Source organism: Erythrobacter sp. (assembly GCF_038133525.1).
Taxonomy (GTDB): domain Bacteria; phylum Pseudomonadota; class Alphaproteobacteria; order Sphingomonadales; family Sphingomonadaceae; genus Qipengyuania.
In genome coordinates, this window is record NZ_JAYPTL010000001.1 from 61,643 (window position 1) to 81,210 (window position 19,568).

20 protein-coding genes and 1 pseudogene are annotated in these 19,568 nt (G+C 63.4%); 7 read left to right on the forward strand and 14 right to left on the reverse strand.

Annotated elements, in window-relative coordinates:
- Positions 1-311 precede the first annotated feature (311 nt).
- The 5 genes from AAFM29_RS00350 to aroC form a co-directional block, all read right to left on the reverse strand.
- Positions 312-563, reverse strand: coding sequence for a PilZ domain-containing protein (locus AAFM29_RS00350; RefSeq protein WP_341710828.1), 252 nt, complete (start codon positions 561-563; stop codon positions 312-314).
- Between the two features lie 222 nt (positions 564-785).
- Positions 786-1,049, reverse strand: a complete 264-nt coding sequence (locus AAFM29_RS00355; protein WP_341710829.1) for a hypothetical protein — start codon at positions 1,047-1,049, stop codon at positions 786-788.
- Between the two features lie 101 nt (positions 1,050-1,150).
- On the reverse strand, positions 1,151-1,984 hold the full coding sequence (locus tag AAFM29_RS00360; protein ID WP_341710830.1) for a DMT family transporter: 834 nt from the start codon (positions 1,982-1,984) through the stop codon (positions 1,151-1,153).
- A 122-nt stretch (positions 1,985-2,106) separates the two neighbouring features.
- A complete protein-coding gene (locus AAFM29_RS00365) occupies positions 2,107-2,472 on the reverse strand; it encodes a hypothetical protein (RefSeq protein ID WP_341710831.1) in 366 nt (121 codons plus the stop codon).
- Positions 2,473-2,610: 138 nt separating this feature from the next.
- A complete protein-coding gene (gene aroC, locus AAFM29_RS00370) occupies positions 2,611-3,678 on the reverse strand; it encodes a chorismate synthase (protein ID WP_341710832.1) in 1,068 nt (355 codons plus the stop codon).
- A 379-nt stretch (positions 3,679-4,057) separates the two neighbouring features.
- On the opposite strand from aroC, the gene ruvA reads away from it, so the two are divergent.
- The gene (gene ruvA / locus AAFM29_RS00375; protein ID WP_341710833.1) at positions 4,058-4,660 is read left to right on the forward strand and encodes a Holliday junction branch migration protein RuvA; all 603 of its coding nucleotides are present in this window, start codon (positions 4,058-4,060) and stop codon (positions 4,658-4,660) included.
- Between the two features lie 11 nt (positions 4,661-4,671).
- Entirely contained in the window at positions 4,672-5,208 is a 537-nt protein-coding gene (locus AAFM29_RS00380) for a DsrE family protein (RefSeq protein ID WP_341710834.1), read from the forward strand.
- Between the two features lie 56 nt (positions 5,209-5,264).
- Here the strand turns inward: AAFM29_RS00380 and AAFM29_RS00385 are convergent, their stop codons facing one another.
- Positions 5,265-5,582: a GIY-YIG nuclease family protein gene (locus AAFM29_RS00385; RefSeq protein ID WP_341710835.1), complete on the reverse strand. Its 318-nt coding sequence runs from the start codon at positions 5,580-5,582 to the stop codon at positions 5,265-5,267.
- Positions 5,583-5,710: 128 nt separating this feature from the next.
- Here AAFM29_RS00385 and ruvB point away from each other — a divergent pair, with 128 nt between their 5' ends.
- Positions 5,711-6,742, forward strand: a complete 1,032-nt coding sequence (gene ruvB, locus AAFM29_RS00390) for a Holliday junction branch migration DNA helicase RuvB (RefSeq protein ID WP_341710836.1) — start codon at positions 5,711-5,713, stop codon at positions 6,740-6,742.
- Between the two features lie 569 nt (positions 6,743-7,311).
- Here the strand turns inward: ruvB and AAFM29_RS00395 are convergent.
- A complete protein-coding gene (locus AAFM29_RS00395) occupies positions 7,312-7,881 on the reverse strand; it encodes a hypothetical protein (RefSeq protein ID WP_341710837.1) in 570 nt (189 codons plus the stop codon).
- Between the two features lie 227 nt (positions 7,882-8,108).
- Positions 8,109-10,784, reverse strand: a complete 2,676-nt coding sequence (gene acnA / locus AAFM29_RS00400; protein ID WP_341710838.1) for an aconitate hydratase AcnA — start codon at positions 10,782-10,784, stop codon at positions 8,109-8,111.
- 222 nt (positions 10,785-11,006) lie between these two features.
- On the opposite strand from acnA, the gene AAFM29_RS00405 reads away from it, so the two are divergent.
- Complete coding sequence (locus tag AAFM29_RS00405; protein WP_341710839.1) at positions 11,007-11,153, forward strand: hypothetical protein; 147 nt, start codon at positions 11,007-11,009, stop codon at positions 11,151-11,153.
- Here the strand turns inward: AAFM29_RS00405 and AAFM29_RS00410 are convergent.
- A complete protein-coding gene (locus AAFM29_RS00410; protein WP_341710840.1) occupies positions 11,150-11,968 on the reverse strand; it encodes a DMT family transporter in 819 nt (272 codons plus the stop codon). The two genes, AAFM29_RS00405 and AAFM29_RS00410, sit on opposite strands and share 4 nt — an antisense overlap.
- A 218-nt stretch (positions 11,969-12,186) precedes the next feature.
- Between AAFM29_RS00410 and AAFM29_RS00415 the strand changes: the two genes are divergently transcribed.
- Positions 12,187-13,614 (forward strand): L,D-transpeptidase family protein, encoded by a 1,428-nt coding sequence (locus tag AAFM29_RS00415; RefSeq protein WP_341710841.1) that lies wholly within the window; start codon positions 12,187-12,189, stop codon positions 13,612-13,614.
- A 3-nt stretch (positions 13,615-13,617) separates the two neighbouring features.
- Here AAFM29_RS00415 and AAFM29_RS00420 read toward each other — a convergent pair whose 3' ends face one another.
- The gene (locus AAFM29_RS00420; RefSeq protein ID WP_341710842.1) at positions 13,618-14,466 is read right to left on the reverse strand and encodes a murein L,D-transpeptidase catalytic domain-containing protein; all 849 of its coding nucleotides are present in this window, start codon (positions 14,464-14,466) and stop codon (positions 13,618-13,620) included.
- On the opposite strand from AAFM29_RS00420, the gene AAFM29_RS00425 reads away from it, so the two are divergent.
- Positions 14,465-15,676, forward strand: coding sequence for a hypothetical protein (locus tag AAFM29_RS00425; RefSeq protein ID WP_341710843.1), 1,212 nt, complete (start codon positions 14,465-14,467; stop codon positions 15,674-15,676). The two genes, AAFM29_RS00420 and AAFM29_RS00425, sit on opposite strands and share 2 nt — an antisense overlap.
- Here the strand turns inward: AAFM29_RS00425 and AAFM29_RS00430 are convergent.
- The 4 genes from AAFM29_RS00430 to ispG are packed head-to-tail and all read right to left on the reverse strand — an operon-like array spanning position 15,673 to position 19,305.
- Positions 15,673-16,200 (reverse strand): TIGR02281 family clan AA aspartic protease, encoded by a 528-nt coding sequence (locus AAFM29_RS00430; protein ID WP_341710844.1) that lies wholly within the window; start codon positions 16,198-16,200, stop codon positions 15,673-15,675. The genes AAFM29_RS00425 and AAFM29_RS00430 overlap by 4 nt on opposite strands.
- A gap of 51 nt (positions 16,201-16,251) precedes the next feature.
- Positions 16,252-16,743 (reverse strand): thioredoxin family protein, encoded by a 492-nt coding sequence (locus AAFM29_RS00435; RefSeq protein ID WP_341710845.1) that lies wholly within the window; start codon positions 16,741-16,743, stop codon positions 16,252-16,254.
- Positions 16,740-18,146 (reverse strand): NAD(P)-binding protein, encoded by a 1,407-nt coding sequence (locus tag AAFM29_RS00440; protein ID WP_341710846.1) that lies wholly within the window; start codon positions 18,144-18,146, stop codon positions 16,740-16,742. The genes AAFM29_RS00435 and AAFM29_RS00440 overlap by 4 nt, the downstream gene beginning before the upstream one ends.
- A gap of 19 nt (positions 18,147-18,165) precedes the next feature.
- A complete protein-coding gene (ispG, locus tag AAFM29_RS00445; RefSeq protein WP_341710847.1) occupies positions 18,166-19,305 on the reverse strand; it encodes a flavodoxin-dependent (E)-4-hydroxy-3-methylbut-2-enyl-diphosphate synthase in 1,140 nt (379 codons plus the stop codon).
- 70 nt (positions 19,306-19,375) lie between these two features.
- Here ispG and AAFM29_RS00450 point away from each other — a divergent pair.
- Positions 19,376-19,568, forward strand: a pseudogene (locus AAFM29_RS00450) (zinc transporter ZntB); the annotation flags it as partial.

Here is a 19,568-nt window from a genome sequence, read left to right on the forward strand (position 1 = left end):
CCCACTTGCCGCGCACGTCTTCGTCGGTAACCTGGAAGAAGTCCTTGCCGGCCTGGAAGGCGGTGGCGCTGAACGGCTTGAGCTGCGAACCGATGATACCCATTGCGTTGATTCTCCATGAATTTGGGTTGAATTCGATGGAGCCCAAATAGGGAGTGTTGCGACGCACAAAAGCGATTTTGTGCGATAGCGAATATCGGAATTTTCGATCAATCTCACGACACTTTCGAAAAGTGCAATGTCCAGGTGATTCCCTTGCGCCCAACGCAACACAGGGGTTCGCGAAAGGGTGTAGATCGCAGCGGGCGGTCTTAGGCGGCGCTTTGCATCAAGCGGGAATAGACGGCGTCGTGCAGCAACTGCTCGAAGGCGATACCGGCCTTGCCGTCTTCCGCCCAGACCACAGTGCCAGAGAGCGGTTGCAGCCCGTCCAGCCAGACCGAAATGCTCTCACCCTCGCGCGGCATCCATGCCCGCGCATCGATCAGGCATCCGCCCTGCGTGAGTTCCAGGACTTCGTACTGGACTTTCGATCCCGAGCGCGGGCGACATATCGCTTTCATCGCTTGTCCTTCCGACTTCAGCCGTTGCAGGCGCGGGCTATCCGGTGCCCGCTTTTGGAGGACAAGCTTTTCGGGAAGCGTTGAACGATACCCCGCAGATCGCCGCTTCTAGGCTGGAGTATCGTCCGACCCTGCTAAACTCCGCTTTCGGAGTAGCGTTAGTTTCAGATTACCATGTCCGGAGCGAACAGGCTCGCCAACCATGTGGCGAGCCTATCCGATTCAGCCGCGGCAGGCCTGCCCCGGATGGTATTCGAAGCCCGGTGAAAAACCGCCGAACGCCTTCACCAGCATGCCATATGCCTGGACCCGGCCGAAACCGTCTTGGCCGGGCGTGTCGTTATACCCGCTGAAAGAGCAGATCGAACTTGCCGTGTAATAATGCACCGGGGTGTAGTTGCCGTTGCCGGTGATCTCACCGGCCAAGGCCGGAGAGGCAAGCACAGCCAATGCAAATGCAGCACCGATTTTTCGTCTGATCGTCATATCCAGACTCCTCACAAGGGTTGATGCAACCCTACGGCCCGAGTCTGTATTTATCGGCCGCGGTATAGCAGGATTTGGCGCAGCTACCAGCGGCCGTCGCCCTAGCGCCGCAGGGTCAGGGAGATCCCCGCGATGATCAGTATGCTGGCGATGATCAGCCGCAGCCCGATAGCCTCGCCCAGCAGCAATGCGGCGCCCACTGCGGTGATGGCGGGCACGGAAAGCTGCAGGCTCGCGGCGACCAGCCGCTGCACATGCGGCAGGAAGACGTACCAGAGGACATAGCCGAGCGCCGAAGTAACCGCGCCCGACACGGTGGCGAGCACCCAGCCTGTGGGGGTGAGGTGAAAGGGCAGGACGAGCAATGCCGCCAGTCCCAGCATCGCCGCGCCGCAGAAATTTCGCGCCGACCGGGCAGTAGGCGAATCCTCGCCGCTGTTGACCGTGCTGTAGATTCCCCAGGCGACCCCCGCGGCGGCCATCAGCAAGGCGGGCAGCGGGCGTGGGGCGGTGAGGCCGGGGAACAACAGCCAGCCGACCCCCGCCAGCGCGATCGCCAACCCCGTGGCCTGGATCGGCGTAATCCGGTCGCCTCGCAGCAACCCGACGCCGACGATCGTCGCCTGGACCGCCGCGAACAGGATCAGCGCGCCGCTTGCTGCGCCCATCGAGACATAAGCCAGGGCAAAGCCCAGGGCATAGACGAACAGCGCGACCACCGTTGCCATGTCCCGGCGCCGCGGAACGACGGAAAACCGCCCCGCGAGACCCAGGCCGATGAGCAACGCCGCCCCCGCGATCAGGCGGATCGCGGCATAGGCTCCCGGGCTATTGGCCGGATCGGCCAGCGCCGCCCGCGCGAGCAGCGAATTGCCGGCAAAGGCGAGCAGGATGAGCGGCGCCAGCAGCCAGATCTTCAGGCGGTCTGTTGTCATGCGTGCGCGAACCGATCCAGTTGCAACCCCAGGATCGCCCTAGCTGCCAAGCACACAAATCCCAAGCGGTCAGAACAGAATGACTGTCGCCTACAGGCCCAAGCCGGGCCCAACGTTCCTGCCTAGTGCTGGTGTTCCGCCGCGGCGAAAAGGATCAGTTCGACGCGTTCGTTGCCATCGACATAGGCGTCATGGCCGGGTGGAATCTCGAAGAAGTCACCGCGCGTGATCCGGGTTTCGACCCCGCTGTCGACCATGCGCACGACCAGGTTTCCGCCGATGCAATAGCCCGTGTGGTGCGCGGGGCAGGTATCGGGAGAGCCGAGTAGCGGCTTCTCGTCCTTCTCCCAGGTCCAGCCCGGCTCGAAGATCGCATGCATCCCGGTGACGCCCGTGGCCATCTGCATGATCGCGATGCCGCCGGCTTCCTTCATGTCCAGCAAATCATCGGGTGAATCGAAGCGACGGGTCTGAATTGCCTGTGTCATGGCACCTCTCCAAGTTCGATCAAACGGGCCGGCAGCCTTGCCGACTCTCGGGGCCTCCCGAGGCTCACACAATAGTGCAACCGGATTGAGATGCGAATCTCGAGGCATCAGCCCTCGCGAGGGCTTAGGTCCTGTCAGTTACCCGCACTGCGCCCGATGCAGCAATTTATGGTCGGCCAGCACTAGCGCCATCATCGCTTCGACAACGGGGGTGCCGCGGATGCCCACGCAGGGATCGTGGCGACCCTTGGTGCGGACCTCGGTCGCCTCGCCGTCGCGGGTGATGCTTTCGACCGGGGTGAGGATCGAGCTGGTCGGCTTGAACGCCACGCGGCAGGTCACCGGCTGGCCCGTCGAAATACCGCCCGCGATGCCGCCTGCATGGTTCGCCTCGAATCGCGGGCCGCCATTGCCCGGCCGCATCGGGTCGGCGTTCTGTTCGCCGGTCAGCCGCGCGGCGCCGAACCCATCGCCGATCTCGACGCCCTTGACCGCATTGATGCTCATCATCCCGGCGGCAAGGTCCGCGTCGAGCTTGGCATAGATCGGCGCGCCCCAGCCTGCGGGCACGCCGGTGGCGACGCATTCGACCACCGCGCCGAGCGAGCTGCCTGCCTTGCGTGCATCGTCGACCAGCGCCTCCCAGCGCTTGGCCGCCGCCGCATCGGGGCACCAGAAGGGATTGCGGGCGATCTCTGCTGCGTCGAAATTGGCCGGGTCCACCGCATCGCCGCCGATTTCGGCGACATAGGCCATGATCGTCACCTCGGGGATCACCAGCCGCGCCACCGCGCCTGCCGCCACCCGCATCGCGGTTTCGCGGGCCGAGCTGCGCCCGCCGCCGCGATAGTCGCGAAAGCCGTATTTGGCGTCATAGGCATAGTCGGCATGGCCGGGGCGGTAGGTGTTGGCGATCTCCGAATAATCCTTCGATCGCTGGTCGGTGTTCTCGATCAGCAGGCTGATCGGCGTGCCCGTGGTCTTGCCCTCGAACACGCCCGACAGGATGCGGACCTCGTCAGCCTCCTGTCGCTGGGTGGTGAACTTGTTCTGCCCCGGCTTGCGCGCATCGAGGAAAGGCTGGATGTCGCTTTCGGCCAGCGCGATGCCTGGCGGGCACCCGTCGACCACCGCGCCAATCGCGGGGCCATGGCTTTCCCCCCAGGTGGTGAAGCGCAGCACGCGTCCGAAAGTGTTCCAGCTCATGGCCCGTGTCATAGCCTGCCTGCCGCGCGTGTCGAGCAAGCTTGGCTTTCCTACACAAGGGCTGCGGTGGCAGTGTGCAGCGAGGGCACCTATGCAATTGCATGATCGAGGACCGAAAGTGACGCATCTCCAGCTCAGGATGACACGCTCGCCAATTGGGCGACACTCTGACGGGAAGGGTTACGCTTCTGCGCGTAGGGTGACACTTCTGCACGCGAGAGTGACGGAGCGGGATTTTTGCCCAAGGACTGTGTTCCGTGTGTTCCATCCAGACGGGCTTGCCCCGGTGGTTCACAACTTTCATCCAACACTGGCCAAGCGCCCGCGGCTGGGGCAGGAACAAAACGCGCTCAAGTAAGGATAGCGTGGAAAGAAACGCATGATTGCGAAGCTCAAAGGCCTGCTCGACGAAACCGGCACCGACTGGGCGGTGATCGACGTGCAGGGTGTCGGCTATCTCGTCCATTGCTCGTCGAAAACGCTCGCCGCGCTGGGCGAACGGGGTGAGGCCTGCACGGTCTATACCGACCTGCAGGTTTCGGAGAACGACATGCGCCTGCTCGGCTTTGCGGAGGCGGCGGAGCGTGACTGGTTCCGCCTGCTGACGCAGGTGCAGGGCGTGGGCAGCAAGGTTGGCCTTGCCATCCTTTCCGCACTGTCGACCGGTGAATTGCAGCAGGCCTGCGCGCAGGGTGACGCGGCGATGGTCGCGCGCGCTAATGGCGTCGGGCCGAAACTGGCCGGGCGCATCGTCAACGAGCTGAAGGAAAAGGCCGGGGCGCTGCCCGGCGGCGGGGGCGGCCTCACTGCCGCTGCGCCGATTGCTGGCAGCTCCAGCGCCGATGCGGTCAGCGCGCTCGAGAATCTCGGGTTCAAGCCTGCCGTGGCCGCGCGCGCGGTGGCGCTGGCGCAAGGTGAGCTGGGCGACGGCGCGAGCGAGGGCGACTTGATCCGCGTGGCGTTGAAGCGGGCGGCGGGATGAGGAGAGGATCGATGCGGATTGCAATGATTGCGGCGCTGGCACTGCTCGCGGCCCCGGCCATGGCGCAGGACCTGAGCGCATTCAGGACCGGCCCGGTTTTCGAGGATTTCGGTCCGCACGCCCCGGTCGAGGGGATTGGCGAGGTACCCGCCGATACCGAATTCGCGGTGGCGTTCGATGTTTCCGAAGCGGCCAAGGATGGCGAGCGCAATCGCGGCTTCGAAAGCGCCGCGCGCTTCATCAACATGCACGTCGCGCATGGCGTGCCGGAGGACAATATCCGCATTGCGGTGGTGGTTCACGGCAAGGCGGTGAATGACTTGCTCGGTGCCGAGGGGCGCACTGCGCATGAACTGGGTGAAAACGGTTCCGCCGCGATGATCCAGGCGATGCTCGACCATGGCGTGCGCTTCATCGTCTGCGGGCAGAGCGCGGCTGCCTATGGCGTGACGCAGGACCAGCTGATCCCCGGCGTCGAAATGTCGCTCTCCGCCATGACCGCGCACGCCCTGCTGCAACAGCGCGGCTATACGGTGAACCCGTTTTGATGGCTCTCCCTCGCCCTCCTCGTCATCCTGAACTTGTTTCAGGATCCATCGCGCGATCAGCGCGGAGCAATCGGTTCGAAGCCGAGGCCAATGGCAAGATCGATCCAATCGGGATTCTCGCTTTCGACCAGGTTCAGCTTCCATTGGCGATGCCATCGTTTCAGCCGCTTTTCGCGCAGGATCGCCTGTTCCATGTCGCCGAACAACTCGTAACGGACCAGATGTTGGACTTTGTAGCGGGCCGTGAACCCGCCAGTGATGCCTTCACGGTGCAAGAAGAGTCGCTGGATGAGGTCGCTGGTCACGCCGATGTAGAGTGTGCCGCGCGGCTGGCTCGCAAGGATATAGACGCACGGGCTGCGCTCGATTGGCATGCTTCGATCATTGCCGACGGATGGATGCTGAAACAAGTTCAGCATGACGGAGAAGAACCCACTATGGATCCGCTTCGCCACCCCGGCTTCGGTGCAGGGTCCGCGTCGCCTACTCATGCGGCTGTCCAATGACCGACCCTGTCCCCCTCCATTCCCCTGCGCGCCAGCCGGAGGACCCGGACGCTGCGCTGCGGCCGAAGTCGCTGGCCGAATTCGTCGGGCAGCGGGCCGCGCGCGAGAACTTGCGCGTGTTCATCGAGGCGGCGCGTGGGCGCGGCGAGGCGATGGACCATGTGCTGTTCTTCGGCCCACCCGGGCTGGGCAAGACAACGCTGGCGCAGATCGTCGCCAAGGAGCTCGGCGTCGGCTTCCGCGCCACCAGCGGGCCGGTCATCGCCAAGGCGGGCGACCTGGCCGCACTGCTGACCAATCTCGAGCCCAACGACGTGCTGTTCATCGACGAGATCCACCGGCTCAATCCGGTGGTCGAGGAGGTGCTCTATCCCGCGATGGAGGACCGCGCGCTCGACATCATTATTGGCGAGGGCCCCAGTGCGCGTAGCGTGCGGATCGACCTGCCGCCCTTCACTCTGGTGGGTGCCACCACCCGGCAGGGCCTGCTGACCACACCGCTGCGTGATCGCTTCGGCATTCCGGTGCGGCTGAACTTCTATACCGAAGGCGAATTGCTCAAGGTGGTGACCCGCGGGGCCGGACTGCTCGGCATGGGTATCGACGAAGGCGGCGCGCGCGAGATCGCCCGTCGCAGCCGTGGCACGCCGCGCGTCGCGGGCCGACTGATGCGTCGCGTGCGCGATTTCGCGCATGTGCTGGGCGAGGAGACCGTCACCAGCAAGGTCGCCGACGAGGCGCTGACCCGGCTCGAAGTCGATACGCTTGGCCTCGATGCAATGGACCGGCGCTATCTCACCATGATCGCCACCACCTACAAGGGTGGACCCGTGGGGGTTGAGACGCTCGCCGCGGGTCTTTCCGAACCGCGCGACACGGTGGAGGAGGTGATCGAGCCCTATCTCATCCAGCTCGGCCTGATCGCGCGAACCGCGCGCGGGCGCATGCTCAACGACGGTGGGTGGCAGCACCTGGGGCTTACGCCCCCGTCGCGACCGCAGCCCGACATGTTTGATGGAGAGGGTTAGGCAGCAAGTAAGAACCGATGGCAGAGTGGTCCCGTTTCGGGACGGGCGCGCTATCACGCTCGCATTCCCGGGGAAAATTTACTTTCTGGCGTGATGTGCGAATATTAACCCGCGCCGTGCCAGGGAAACCGGGATCTCGCGTGGGGGAATAGGGATCGGAAAGGCCGGGGCGCACCCGACACGTTCCGATCGCAAGGGGAAAGCGAAGCGATGTCGGTCAAGTCTGCACTTGCGAAATTGTCGGCCACGGCTGCCGGCGGCGCGCTGCTCGCAGGCGGTGCGGTCCATGTGGCCGAGAAACCGATTACCGATTCGCCGCAATACAAGACCAAGCAGGTGAAGCAGGTCAAACAGGCCAAGCCGATCCCGCGGCGTCCGATCGCCCAACGCATCATCCCGCCGCGCCAGGTGGAATGCGTGCCGGCGGATTCGCCCGAAGCGACTTACAACCCCAATAATATCTGCCCGCCGGTCTATCGCCAGGCGATGGTGCCAGTGCCGGTTCCCCCGCTACCGCAGGCCCCGCCGGTTACCGGCAGCAGCGGAACGCGTTCGATCCCCGGCGGCGGCTATGGTGGCGGATACGGCGGCGGCTTCGGCGGCGGCTTTTTCGGCGGTTTCTTCACCGGGTCGAGCGGCGGCGGCACCGTGATCGTCAACTCGACGACCACGACTGGCGGCGATCTGCCACCGATCAACGTTTCGACCAGTACCTCGACCTCAAGCGGCGGGGTCTCGACCACCACGGGTGGCAGCTCCACATCGACCTCGAGTGGGGGAAGCTCGACCTCGACCTCCACTTCGAGCGGCAGCATTTCGACCAGCACCGGTGCGGTTTCGACATCGACGGGGTCGGTCTCAACCTCGACCGGCGGCGTGTCGACGAGCACAGGCGCGGTCACCTCGACCACCACGACCGGATCTGTTTCGACCAGCACCGGTGCTGTCAGCTCCACTACCACCAGTTCGACCTCGGGTAATGTGAGCACGTCAACTTCGACTTCGACGTCGGGCAACGTCTCCACCAGCACGTCGAGCTCGGGCAACATCACCTCGAGCACCAGCAGCTCGACCTCGACCTCGACGAGTTCGTCCTCGTCGACCAGCTCGTCGAGTTCCACCAGCAGTTCGAGCTCCACGAGCTCGTCGAGCTCGGGTTCTTCCGGTGGTTCGACCAGCGGGACCGATGTGCCCGCACCGCCGATGATGGCGCTGTTCGGCCTCGCTGCGGCCGCGATCCTTCGTCGGCGCCGTAAGGGTGCGCCAGCCTGATCTGGTTTCCCTTGGACGGGAAGTAAAAAGGGCGGCCCTTGCGGGCCGCCCTTCTCGATTCAGCGAATGAGCTTTCGCCCCATGCGGTGACGGCTCAGCCCGCCGCCAGCTTGCGCAGCACGTAGTGGAGGATGCCGCCGTTGCGGTAGTATTCCAGCTCGTTGGCGGTATCGATCCGGCACAGCGCGGTGAAGCTGAAGGTCGAGCCATCGGCACGGGTCACGTCGACCGTTACGTCCTGCTGCGGCTGGATATCGGCGAGGCCGCGGATGGTGAAACTGTCGTCGCCCTTGAGGCCCAACGAAGTGCGGGTCTCGCCGTCCTTGAACTGCAACGGCAGCACGCCCATGCCGACCAGGTTCGAACGGTGGATGCGCTCGAAGCTTTCGACGATCACCGCACGCACACCCAGCAGGTTGGTGCCCTTGGCTGCCCAGTCGCGGCTCGACCCGGTGCCGTATTCCTTGCCGGCGATAACGACCAGCGCGGTGCCGTCGGCCTTGTGCTTCATTGCCGCGTCGTAGACCGGCATGGTCTCGCCCTTGTAGCTGCTGAAGCCGCCTTCGGTGCCCGGGACCATTTCGTTCTTGATCCGGATATTGGCGAATGTGCCACGCATCATCACATCGTGATGGCCGCGGCGGGCGCCGTAGCTGTTGAAGTCGGCCTTGGCGACCTGGTGCTCCATCAGCCACTGGCCTGCCGGGCTGTCGGCCTTGATTGAGCCGGCCGGTGAAATGTGGTCGGTCGTGATCGAATCGCCCAGGATCAGCAGCGGCTTGGCTTCGACGATATCGGTGACCGGCGCCGGGGTCATGGTCATGCCGTCGAAATAGGGCGGGTTGGCGACATAGGTGCTGCCCGCGCGCCACTGGTAGGTCTCGCTGCCCGTGACGTTGATTGCCTGCCAATGCGCATCGCCCTTGTAGACGTCGGCATAGCGGGCCTGGAACATCGCGCGATCAACATTGGCGTTCATCGTCGCGGTGACTTCCTCATTGGTCGGCCAGATGTCCTTGAGATAGACATCGCTGCCGTCCTTCGCCTGGCCGATCGGGGTGGTGGTGAAATCGTCGATCACTGTGCCCTTGAGGGCATAGGCCACGACCAGCGGCGGGCTGGCGAGGAAGTTGGCGCGTACGTCGGGTGATACGCGGCCTTCGAAATTGCGGTTGCCCGAAATCACCGCGCTGGCGACAAGGCCATTGTCGTTGATCGCCTTGCTGATCGGCTCGGCCAGCGGGCCGGAGTTGCCGATGCAGGTGGTGCAGCCATAGCCGACAAGGTTGAAGCCGATATTGTCGAGATGGGTCTGCAGCCCGGCCTTCTCGAGGTAGTCGGTGACCACCTGCGAACCGGGTGCGAGCGAGGTCTTGACCCAGGGCTTGGGCTTGAGGCCCAGCTCGTCAGCTTTCTTGGCGACGAGGCCCGCAGCGACGAGCACGCCCGGGTTCGAGGTGTTGGTGCAACTGGTGATCGCGGCGATCATCACATCGCCGTCCCCGATATCGAAGTCCTTGCCCTCGACCGGGACCCGAGTAACGCTCTTCTTGTAGGTTTCGGCCATGTCCTTGGCGAAGACGTCATCGACTTCGGTCAGGTTCACGCGGTCCTGCGGACGCTTGGGTCCGGCGAGTGAGGGAACCACGGTGCTCATGTCGAGTTCGAGCGTGGAGGTGAAGATCGGATCCGCGGCGGACGGGTCGATCCACAGGCCTTGCGCCTTGGCATAGGCTTCGACCAGCGCGATCTGGTCTTCCTCGCGCCCCGTCAGGCGCATGTAATCGAGCGTCTTGTCGTCGATGCCGAAGAAGCCGCAGGTGGCGCCGTATTCGGGCGCCATATTGGCCAGCGTCGCGCGGTCGGCGAGGCTGAGCGAGGCGAGGCCCGGGCCATAATATTCGACGAAGCGGCCGACCACGCCGTGCTTGCGCAGCATGTTGGTGCAGGTCAGCACGAGGTCGGTCGCGGTCACGCCTTCGGCGAGCTTGCCGGTCAGCTTGAAGCCGACCACTTCGGGGATCAACATCGAGACCGGCTGGCCGAGCATCGCCGCTTCGGCTTCGATGCCGCCGACGCCCCAGCCCAGCACGCCTAGGCCGTTGATCATGGTGGTGTGACTGTCGGTGCCGACACAGGTGTCGGGATAGGCGACGGTGGCGCCATCCGCGTCACTGCTGGTCCACACCGCCTGAGCGATGTTCTCCAGGTTCACCTGATGGCAGATGCCCGTACCGGGAGGCACGGCGTAGAAGTTGTTGAGCGACTTCGAGCCCCACTTGAGGAAGTCATACCGCTCCATGTTGCGATGGTATTCGATCTCGACGTTCTCCTCGAACGCCTTGGGGTGGCCGAATTCGTCGACCATCACCGAGTGGTCGATAACGAGGTTGACCGGAACCAGCGGGTTGATCTTGCTGGTATCTCCGCCGAGTTTGGCGATTGCATCGCGCATGGCGGCAAGGTCGACCACGCAGGGCACGCCGGTGAAATCCTGCAGCAGCACGCGCGCAGGACGATACTGGATCTCGGCGCCGGTTACCGGGTTCTTCTGCCAGTCGGCGATCGCCTGGGCGTCCGCCGTGGCGACGGTGAAGCCACCGTCCTCGAAGCGCAGCATGTTCTCCAGCAGGACCTTCATCGAAAACGGCAGGCGCGACACGTCGCCAATGATCTCTGCCGCCTTGGCGAGCGAGTAATAGGCGTAATCCTTGCCGTTGACGGTGAGAGTGGAGCGGGTTCCGAGCGAGTCCTTGCCGACCTGGGTCATGCTGTGCTGGGTCCTTTCTGTTCTGTCCGGAGCCGCGCCAAGCGCCCTTCGCAAGTGCGGCGAAATATGCGCGCGCCCTGCGCCCAATATGGGGAAAAATCAAGGGCTGGCACCGCTCTAAAACAGGTCCGCGGGAACGCTTGCCGTGCTCCATGCATTGTCAGGCTGAAATAGAGGTCGGTGCGGTGCAGGGTCCGCGCGGCTTCGATGAGGAGCAGACAGATGACATCGCATCATGATGCGGGCGGACGCTCGCGTCATCCCGTTCGTGCAGCCGTGCTTGCCGCAGCCTTGGCCGTGGCTGGCTGCTTCACCGCAGCTTTCACATTTGCCGACCAGCCTGCAGCGGCGACGACAGGGGCGAACTAGACAGCCGCCTGTTCGGGCCTTCGCCGGATCGTCGCTACCCAGCAACCGGCCACGATCAGCAGTGTCCCGCCAATGGCTGTTGGGGTAACCCCCTCGCTGAGAAGCAACCAGCCGAACAGTGCGGCCCAGACGAATCCCGAATATTCCAGCGGAACCAGCACCTGCGCTTCCGCCCGGGCATAGGCCCAGGCCATTACCAGCGCCCCTGCCACCGTCAGCACCGAGGACATGGCAACCTCATGCAGCTGGTCGAGTTGCGGCATCACGAACAGCCAGGGTGCGACCACGAGATACGTGAGGCTTGCCACAGCCATGTAAAAGGTCGCGATCTCGGTCGGCTTGGCGACCATTGCCTGCTGGCGCTGTAGGACGAGGTTCCAAGCATAAAGCAGGGCCGAAATCACGATCGCTGCAAGCCCAAGCCAGGTATCGATATTGAGATTGCCGCGCCCGAACTTCCCTCCCACGATGACCAACACGCCGACCAGCCCCAAGAGCGAACCCCAGATCGCGCGCGGCTTGACCTCTTCGCCCAGGATCACGGCCGCGAGATAAAGCGAGACTAGTGGAGCGATGAAGGAAATGGCGATGGTTTCCGCTAGGGGGAGTTTCGTCAGCGAGTAGAAGAATGTCAGCGCCATCATCGAGCCGACCACACCGCGTATCACGTGAACCTTGAGCACGTTGGGTGCCGGCCAGTTGGGCCCGCTCGCCAGCCACAATGGTGCGACGAGCACCAGCGCCATACCGGAGCGCAGCAGGGCCGCCATGTAGGCGCCAAGCTGGAGCGCGGCGATCTTCATCAATGCGTCCATCAGCGACAGAAGGCCGATGCCGACCGCCGTTGCGAGAATAGGGCGAAGTGGGGAAACGGATTGGCTCACGCGCGTTGCCATAGGGTGGGTGTTGCTATTCGTCACCAACACTTGCGGCAGTTCAGCGCTGCGCAAGCCTTGGTGTTGGAGGAGTGCCACCAATTGGCTAGAATGAAAGCGCCCGTCGGGATTGCCCGCGGCGCGTATGGTTAGGACTGATGATTCTCCAACGTTACCTTCTTGGCTCGGCGCTGGGCGCCGCCTTTCTTGCCTCATCGGTGCTTGCGCAATCCGGTGCGCCGGAGAATTTGCTGCCGCCCGAGCCGGAGAAGGGGACCGAGCCACTGCCCGATTCTTCGCGCAGTCAGGCTCCTGCGAAGCAACCGCGCCAGAGCGTGGACGAAGCCTTCGGGGATATCCGCACGGTTCAGGGTGAAGTCGTCCAGCCGGTCCCCTCGCTGGTCGGAGACTGGTCGCTCGACACAGCACGCAAGTTGCTCTCCTTCATTCCAGGCGTAGCGGAAGAGGGCCTGCGACCGGCCGATTACCCCACTGAAGCCTTGCGCGCCGCGATTGCCGCAGGTGAAGGGGAAGCTCTCGATCGTATCGCCAGCGAAACCTTCGTTTGGTTGGTCGAGGACCTTCGTGACGGGCGCACTCCTGCCGAGGCGCGCAGGCAGTGGTTCGTGGTCGATCCGGATCCCGACACCAATCCCACGCATGTGCTGCTTGCCGAAGCGCTGGCCAGCGGCGATGTCGCCGGTACGCTGAGCGGGCTCAATCCCGTCTCTCCCGATTATGCCAAGCTCAAGCAGGAACTGGCGATTACCAAGGATCCGGCACGCGCGAAGCTGATCCGCGCGAATATGGATCGTTGGCGCTGGCTGGGGCAGGATCTCGGCAGGCAATATTTGCTGACCAATGTGCCTGAATATCAGCTGCGATTGACGGTCAACAACCGCATCATCAAGAACTACCGCGTCGTGGTGGGCAAGCCGGGACGCACCGCGACCCCGCAGCTCGCCGAAATGGTCGAAGCGGTGATCTTCAACCCAACCTGGACCGTGCCGCAGTCGATCGTGAAGGGCGAAGGTCTTGGGGCGAAGGTGCTGGGCAACCCTGCCTGGGCCAAGGCCGCGGGATACAAGGGCATCAAGGGTTCCGACGGGGTCGTCTATGTCGTCCAGCAGCCGGGGCCGACCAATTCGCTCGGCCTGATGAAGCTCGATATGCCGAACGAGCATGCGATCTTCCTGCATGACACGCCTGCGCGTCACTTATTTAATCAGGACAACCGGGCGCTCAGCCACGGCTGCATCCGGGTGCAAGGCGCACGCGAACTGGCGATCACGATGTCTATGCTGGGCAATGCGCAGACCAAGGATGACCTTCCGCTAATCCAGCAGGAAGTTTCGGAGATCACCGCCAGTGGTGTCTATACGCGCTATCCCATGGCCAAGCAGTGGCCGGTCTACATTACCTATTTCACCATGGGTGTAGACGTGGACGGCAATCTGACCAAGTTCGCCGATATCTACGATCGCGACGCCCCGGTGCTGGCCGCGCTGGACGCACCACGCCAGTCGAACCGTTCGCGGACGTCGAATGAGGAAGTGATCGAGATCATCGACGACCTGCAGACCTGAACGTCAATAGGCGCTTGGGCTCGGGCTTTCGTAAATGGCTCCCAACTCGTTGCGGAGCAGGTCGACCTGCGCGATCGGTGGCGGCAGGCTGCTGCCATCTTCGGCCAACCCCATGCTGTCAGCGTAAAGCAATCGGCCGCCGCCTAGATCGATCAAGGCGCGATCGAACTGTTCAGGCCCCATGGCAAAGCAGCCGTTCGAGCGACCGAGCCGACCGAAGCGAGCGACATGTTCGGGTGTGGCGTAATTCGCCTGGTGCATTACGATCGCCCGCGGAAGGGCATTGGAATTGGTCATGTCGAGCCCGTCTAGGCGGATCGACGTACCATATTTCCCGACATACCAGCTGCGGGTCAGGAAGGCGCCGCGACAGGTCGCCTCCGATCCTTCGATGTTCGAATAGCGCTTGAGCCAGCCGTCATGCTCGCTGTCGGAACCCGACCCGTGGCTGACGTGAAAGCTCTGTACCCGCTCATTGTCCAGATCGACGAAATGAAAGCGGCGCTCTGCACTATGCAGGCCGAAATCTGCGATGCCGACGATATCCTTGCGCCACACGGCCGATCCCGCACGCTCCAATTGCTGGCGCGCGATCGCGAATAATCTCCTGTCGCGGGCCGCTGTCGGATTGACCTGAGCGAAAGCGCGCGCGGGCAGGCCCGCCATGGCGCTCAGAAGAAGGCCGGATTTGAGCATTTCGCGGCGGTTCATGCGATCATCATAGCACAGATAATGCTTATCATAGGCTGAAAATGGAGCCGCCTTGACCAGCTTGTCGGGCTTGATTAGTGTATTATTCCAATAATACGCAAAGGGATGGGCGATGCGCTTGAGGCTTCTCGGATCACTCATGGCCGCGTTGATCGGTCTGTTCACTGGGCCACTTGCGGCGCAGGACCAGGCATCAGAGCCGGCCATTCATCCGCTTTCGCTTTCCTTTGATGCGCATGGCCTGATGGGAGAAGGTGCCCAGCCGTTGAGCGCCGCGATGCGCGATGCCCAGTTTATATTGGTGGGTGAGGATCACGGCTATGCCGGCTCGCCTCAGTTGCTCGATGCGTTGGCGACAGAGGGTGCTACCTTCGGGTTCGAAGACTACGCTGTTGAGGTGGGGCCGTTCTCAGCCGAATGGGCGCTCGGCCACCTGCGCGCAGGCGGCGCGGATGCGCTTGCATCGGCCTTTGCCGGACGCCCCGTCGCGATGCCTTTCCTCAACCTTCGCGAGGAAGCAGAGGTCGCCTCGAGGTTCACCGCTCCCGGGCACCTTTGGGGAGTGGACCAGGAATTCCTCGGCGCGCCATTGGTGCTGTTGCCAGGCCTGGCCCGACGCGGCGAAGCGGCAGTGACGAAGGTTATAGCAGAAACGCTCGATGCGGAACGTGCCGCTTTCGCCGCCAAGGATTTTGGTGGCGGGATGATGGTGGGCGATGGCGCGGCCCGTTTGGAGGCGTTGCGGGACGCATTGGCCGGTGATCCAGAAGCACTCGAGCAGGTGGATGCGCTTGCACGCAGCGCGGAGATTTACGGATATTACTCTCAGGGCCGCGGGCTCGACAACAATTTCGAGCGTGTAGCACTGATCCGCGAAAACTTCCTCTCCGCCTATGCGGCGGCCCGCGTGCGGAAGGGCGCGCCCCCGAGGGTGCTGATGAAGTTTGGCGCGGTCCATCTCAGCCGGGCGACCACACCCATGTCGACTTTCGACTTGGGCATGTTGGTCGAAGGAATGGCGGCCGAGAACGGCATGGGGACGCTACGCATTGCCTATCTGCCACTTGGCGGCGAAGGATTGGGCATTTCGCCATCGCCAGACGGCTGGTTCGCAAAGGCTCAGCCCGAGGCCGCGGAACTGCGCGCTGCGCTGGCCAAGGCTGGGGTGGATCTCGCGCCGATCGACGCCGGACAGGGCCATTTTCTCGTTCCGCTTGCGCCCGTTGTTCGTGCGCTTGGGAATAAAGGGCTGCGCGAAGTTGATCCGATGACCCGATCAATGATCCTCGGCTTCGACTATCTGGTCACGACATCCAGCGCGCGTCCTGCAGAGCCTCTCGCGACAGACTAGCCGCCTAGCACCATCCGGTCGCTTTCGATGCGCACCGGCTCGATGGTGGAGAGGAAACTCTGGCCCAGCAGCGATATGTCCAGTCCCTGTGGTATGATCGCGGCTTCGACATTCTCTGCCTCGTAGCCGCCAAGCATGACGCGTTCGAGTCGCACGGGCACTCCATAGACCGGACCGCTGGCACCCTGCGCTACGATCCGCACATCGCCTTCCGACCAGCTAAGCCCCGCCGCTGCGGCGTCTTCGCCTGTCAACGCGATCATGCTGGCGCCGGTATCGACCAGGAAATTGACCGGGGAACCGTTGACTGCGGCTTCGGCATAGAAGTGCCCGTTCGACGCGCGTGGGAGAACCGTTTCACCCGCACTCCAGGCGGCGAACGCCTTGTCTCGCTCCCCGGCATTACTTGCGGCAACAGGCTTGTCTTTGGCGGCGTCTTCTTCCGTCACAGGCCCGTCGATCCCGCGCAGCGCGAAACCGGCAAAGGCACTGACGGCCACCACAAGAAGAATTGCTTCACGCATACCGGGATCATGGCAGCTGGGGTTTAAGCTTGGGTAAAGTGTCGCGCCGGTTTAACCGGACGCCAGCGCCAGCAGCTCGTTGTAAATGGCGTCCTCGCTGCGACTTGCAGCATTGCGCCAGCCGGTCACGCTTTCGCCATTCACCAACGTGCCGTCGGACCGGATCACGAACAGGTTTGGCGTACCCGGCAATTCGTCGATCCCAAAGCGCCGGGCAACGTCTAGATTGCGCCCCTGCTTCTCCTGCGGCTTGCCCGCATCGACGAAGACCATTTCGTAGCGTTCTGTCACCATGGCCTGGAAGCGCGGCGATGCGAGCCAGCCGGCGAGTGCACGGCTGTCATGGCACCAGTTGGCACCCATGACCAAGAGGAGGTGCGTATTCCGCTGCTTTGCGCGCGCCAGCGCTGCATCGACATCCGCCATCGCGTCTCGCCCTTCAGAATAGGGCATTGCTTCAGGATGCAAAGCTGCGGCTTGAGGCACAGTCGCGCAGCCGGCAAGAGGCGCGGCGAGCGCCAGCGTGAAGGCGAAACGGATCATCCGGCAGTCGCGGCCAGTCGCTGGAGATTGGGCACCGCCGCCGCGCTTGCCGCACTCATCCGCTGGAGCAGAGCGAGCCGTTCCGGAGCATTCTGTGCCAACCACGCAATCGTCCGAGCCGCCGGGTCAAGCCGCGAGCTGGCAAGGAACTCAGCGATCTTGGGGTTCTGCGACCACAAGAAGCGGTTCATGCCTGTACCCAGGATTGTACCGGCATAGCCTTCGATCCGATCGATGAAGCCGACCGGCTTGCACAGCGCATTCTTTTCCTCATCGGTGTCGAAATTGGCCTCGATGAAAGCGCTCACGGCGGCGTTCAGGGTAACCAGCGGCACGTGCAATAGCTGGAGTACGATCTTGCCGTCCTGCCATTGTGGCGCGACCGGCTTGGGGCGGACCGCCGATGCGGTGCAGTCAATGAACAGCGTGTTGGCAGGAACGGTTTCCTCGCCCTCGGCCAGTACCATCCGACCTGATTCGATCGCTTTGACCCGGCCCTTGCGGATCACCTTTTCGATGCTCCGTAGTCGCTCGGCCTCGCCTTCGGAGATGGTGGCGTAGTGGAACATGGTTGGTTCGACCGTGGTGTCGATGCGCAGCATCACCCCGGCGTCCTCCAGGGCATTGAACAGTGCGGTGACGGTTTCGGCCGTGGCCGCATTCTCCATTATGGCGATCTGGCCGCCGATGGTCTTTTCGAAGAACTGTTCGCCCGGTTGGACGGTGGAACGGTTGATCAGCCAGCTCTCGCGCGGTTTGACCCAGGTGATTGTCTGGGCGGGAATGCCCGCCTCCAGCAACCACACGCCCACATCCATGGCGGTCTTGCCCGCACCAAGGATGACGTAGTGATCGGGTAAGCCCCCTGCCTGCTTCCACAGCTCGGGCAATGCACCGGGAACGACGACCCGCACGCCACCGGCCACCGCGAACTTGCGGCTGTGCGTCGCGGGAACGGAGGTCTCGAAATAAGTGGAATCGACCAGCTTTCGTCGCACTGAGACTTGCGTCTCCTCGCCCGAGAAAATGTTGCGGAAGCGGTTGTCCCCCAGAAACTCGCTATTTGGGTAATAGCGTACTCGTCCGGTCGGCAGCAGGTGGTCGCGCATGGCTGACTGGAAATAGGCCGAAACCTCGGCCCCGCTGGCGAGTTCGAAGAAACCCTGATTCGGCCCGGCCTCGTCGATGCGGTCGTGGCCCAAAGGCAGGCGGTTGATGCCATAGGTTGCGCTGGGCTGGTGTAGTGCAACGAATGAATAGGCATCGTTCCAGTGCCCGCCTGGCGCAGAATGCTTGTCGACGATGACGACGTCGGCGGTAGAATCCTGCTCGATCAGCGTATCCGCGAAAGCAAGCCCGGTCGCCCCCGCCCCTACGATCAGGTAATCGGTCTCGATCGTCATTCACCCTCCCGGTGACGGATTATTCCGCCGCTTCGGCGTGGGGGTCGAAGGCGACCGCCCTGCCTGCCTCGATTTCCGCCGCCTTGGCTTCGACCAGCGACACGATGTGGTCGAGCATGGTCTCGCTCGCGACATGATGATCGGTCACACCCGAAAGGTAGACCATATGCTTGCCCGCGCCGCCGCCGGTAATGCCGATATCGGTTTCGCGCGCCTCGCCGGGACCGTTGACCACGCAGCCGAGCACCGAAAGGCTCATCGGTGTCTTGATGTGTTCGAGCCGCTTTTCGAGAGCTTCGACCGTGCGGATAACGTCGAAACCCTGGCGCGAACAAGACGGGCATGAGACGATCCGGACCCCGCGGGTACGCAGGCCCAGTGCCTTGAGAATTTCGAAGCCGACCTTCACTTCCTGCTCGGGCTCGGCGCTCAACGAGACGCGGATCGTATCGCCGATGCCAGCCCACAGCAGGCTGCCGATCCCGATCGACGACTTGACCGTTCCGCCGATCAGGCCGCCTGCTTCGGTGATACCCAGGTGCAGCGGGCAATCCACCGCGTCGGCCAGCCCGTGATAGGCGGCGACCGCCAGGAACACGTCGCTGGCCTTCACCGCCACCTTATATTCGTGGAAGTCATGGTCCTGCAGCAGCTTGATGTGATCAAGCGCGCTTTCGATCAGCGCCTCGGGACAAGGCTCGCCGTACTTCTCCAGCAGGTCCTTTTCGAGGCTCCCTGCGTTGACCCCGATACGAATGGCACAGCCATTGGCCTTGGCCGCGCGGACGACCTCTGCAACGCGCTCGGACGATCCGATATTGCCGGGATTGATGCGCAGGCAGGCCGCGCCCTTGTCTGCCGCCTCGAGCGCGCGCTTGTAGTGGAAATGGATGTCCGCAACGATCGGAACGTTCGCTGCCCGAGTAATCTGGTCGAAGTGGCGGGTTGCCTCTTCGGTCGGGCAGGAAACGCGGATGATATCCGCCCCGGCTTCCTCGCAGCGTCGAATCTGATCGATCGTCGCGCCGATATCCTCCGTCGGAGTATTGGTCATGGTCTGAACGGTGATCGGCGCATCGCCGCCGACAGGCACGTTGCCGACCATGATCTGGCGCGATTGGCGGCGCATGATGTCGCGCCAGGGACGGATCGAAGTCATGGGCCGCGATATAGGCCGCTGGGCGTGAAGGGGCAATGACACGCGGGGCAGCTTGCGGCATGTATTGCTCATGACCGATCTGACTGACGATCTCGACCACGACTCGCCGCTGCTGTTCGGGCGTGTGCTCGATGGGCTTGGCGGCGGCAGGGCGATCGACTGGGACGAGGCGCGCGGCTGGCAGCCAGCTGTGGCAGGCGAGGTGATGTGGATCCACCTCGACCGGACGCGCCCGGGCCTACGTGAATGGCTCGAGGAGACAC

Excerpts from the sequence above, each read along its gene's own strand:
- AAFM29_RS00435 (WP_341710845.1), bottom strand. The coding sequence starts at position 16,743 with ATGATCCGTTTCGCCTTCACGCTGGCGCTCGCCGCGCCTCTTGCCGGC.
- acnA (WP_341710838.1), bottom strand. The coding sequence starts at position 10,784 with ATGACCCAGGTCGGCAAGGACTCGCTCGGAACCCGCTCCACTCTCACC.
- AAFM29_RS00365 (WP_341710831.1), bottom strand. The coding sequence starts at position 2,472 with ATGACACAGGCAATTCAGACCCGTCGCTTCGATTCACCCGATGATTTG.
- ispG (WP_341710847.1), bottom strand. The coding sequence starts at position 19,305 with ATGACTTCGATCCGTCCCTGGCGCGACATCATGCGCCGCCAATCGCGC.
- AAFM29_RS00360 (WP_341710830.1), bottom strand. The coding sequence starts at position 1,984 with ATGACAACAGACCGCCTGAAGATCTGGCTGCTGGCGCCGCTCATCCTG.
- AAFM29_RS00430 (WP_341710844.1), bottom strand. The coding sequence starts at position 16,200 with ATGCGTGAAGCAATTCTTCTTGTGGTGGCCGTCAGTGCCTTTGCCGGT.
- AAFM29_RS00385 (WP_341710835.1), bottom strand. The coding sequence starts at position 5,582 with ATGCCAATCGAGCGCAGCCCGTGCGTCTATATCCTTGCGAGCCAGCCG.
- AAFM29_RS00425 (WP_341710843.1), top strand. The coding sequence starts at position 14,465 with ATGGCCGCGTTGATCGGTCTGTTCACTGGGCCACTTGCGGCGCAGGAC.
- ruvA (WP_341710833.1), top strand. The coding sequence starts at position 4,058 with ATGATTGCGAAGCTCAAAGGCCTGCTCGACGAAACCGGCACCGACTGG.
- AAFM29_RS00380 (WP_341710834.1), top strand. The coding sequence starts at position 4,672 with ATGCGGATTGCAATGATTGCGGCGCTGGCACTGCTCGCGGCCCCGGCC.
- AAFM29_RS00440 (WP_341710846.1), bottom strand. The coding sequence starts at position 18,146 with ATGACGATCGAGACCGATTACCTGATCGTAGGGGCGGGGGCGACCGGG.
- AAFM29_RS00415 (WP_341710841.1), top strand. The coding sequence starts at position 12,187 with ATGATTCTCCAACGTTACCTTCTTGGCTCGGCGCTGGGCGCCGCCTTT.
- AAFM29_RS00350 (WP_341710828.1), bottom strand. The coding sequence starts at position 563 with ATGAAAGCGATATGTCGCCCGCGCTCGGGATCGAAAGTCCAGTACGAA.
- AAFM29_RS00355 (WP_341710829.1), bottom strand. The coding sequence starts at position 1,049 with ATGACGATCAGACGAAAAATCGGTGCTGCATTTGCATTGGCTGTGCTT.
- AAFM29_RS00420 (WP_341710842.1), bottom strand. The coding sequence starts at position 14,466 with ATGAGTGATCCGAGAAGCCTCAAGCGCATCGCCCATCCCTTTGCGTAT.
- AAFM29_RS00410 (WP_341710840.1), bottom strand. The coding sequence starts at position 11,968 with ATGGACGCATTGATGAAGATCGCCGCGCTCCAGCTTGGCGCCTACATG.
- ruvB (WP_341710836.1), top strand. The coding sequence starts at position 5,711 with ATGACCGACCCTGTCCCCCTCCATTCCCCTGCGCGCCAGCCGGAGGAC.
- aroC (WP_341710832.1), bottom strand. The coding sequence starts at position 3,678 with ATGAGCTGGAACACTTTCGGACGCGTGCTGCGCTTCACCACCTGGGGG.
- AAFM29_RS00405 (WP_341710839.1), top strand. The coding sequence starts at position 11,007 with ATGACATCGCATCATGATGCGGGCGGACGCTCGCGTCATCCCGTTCGT.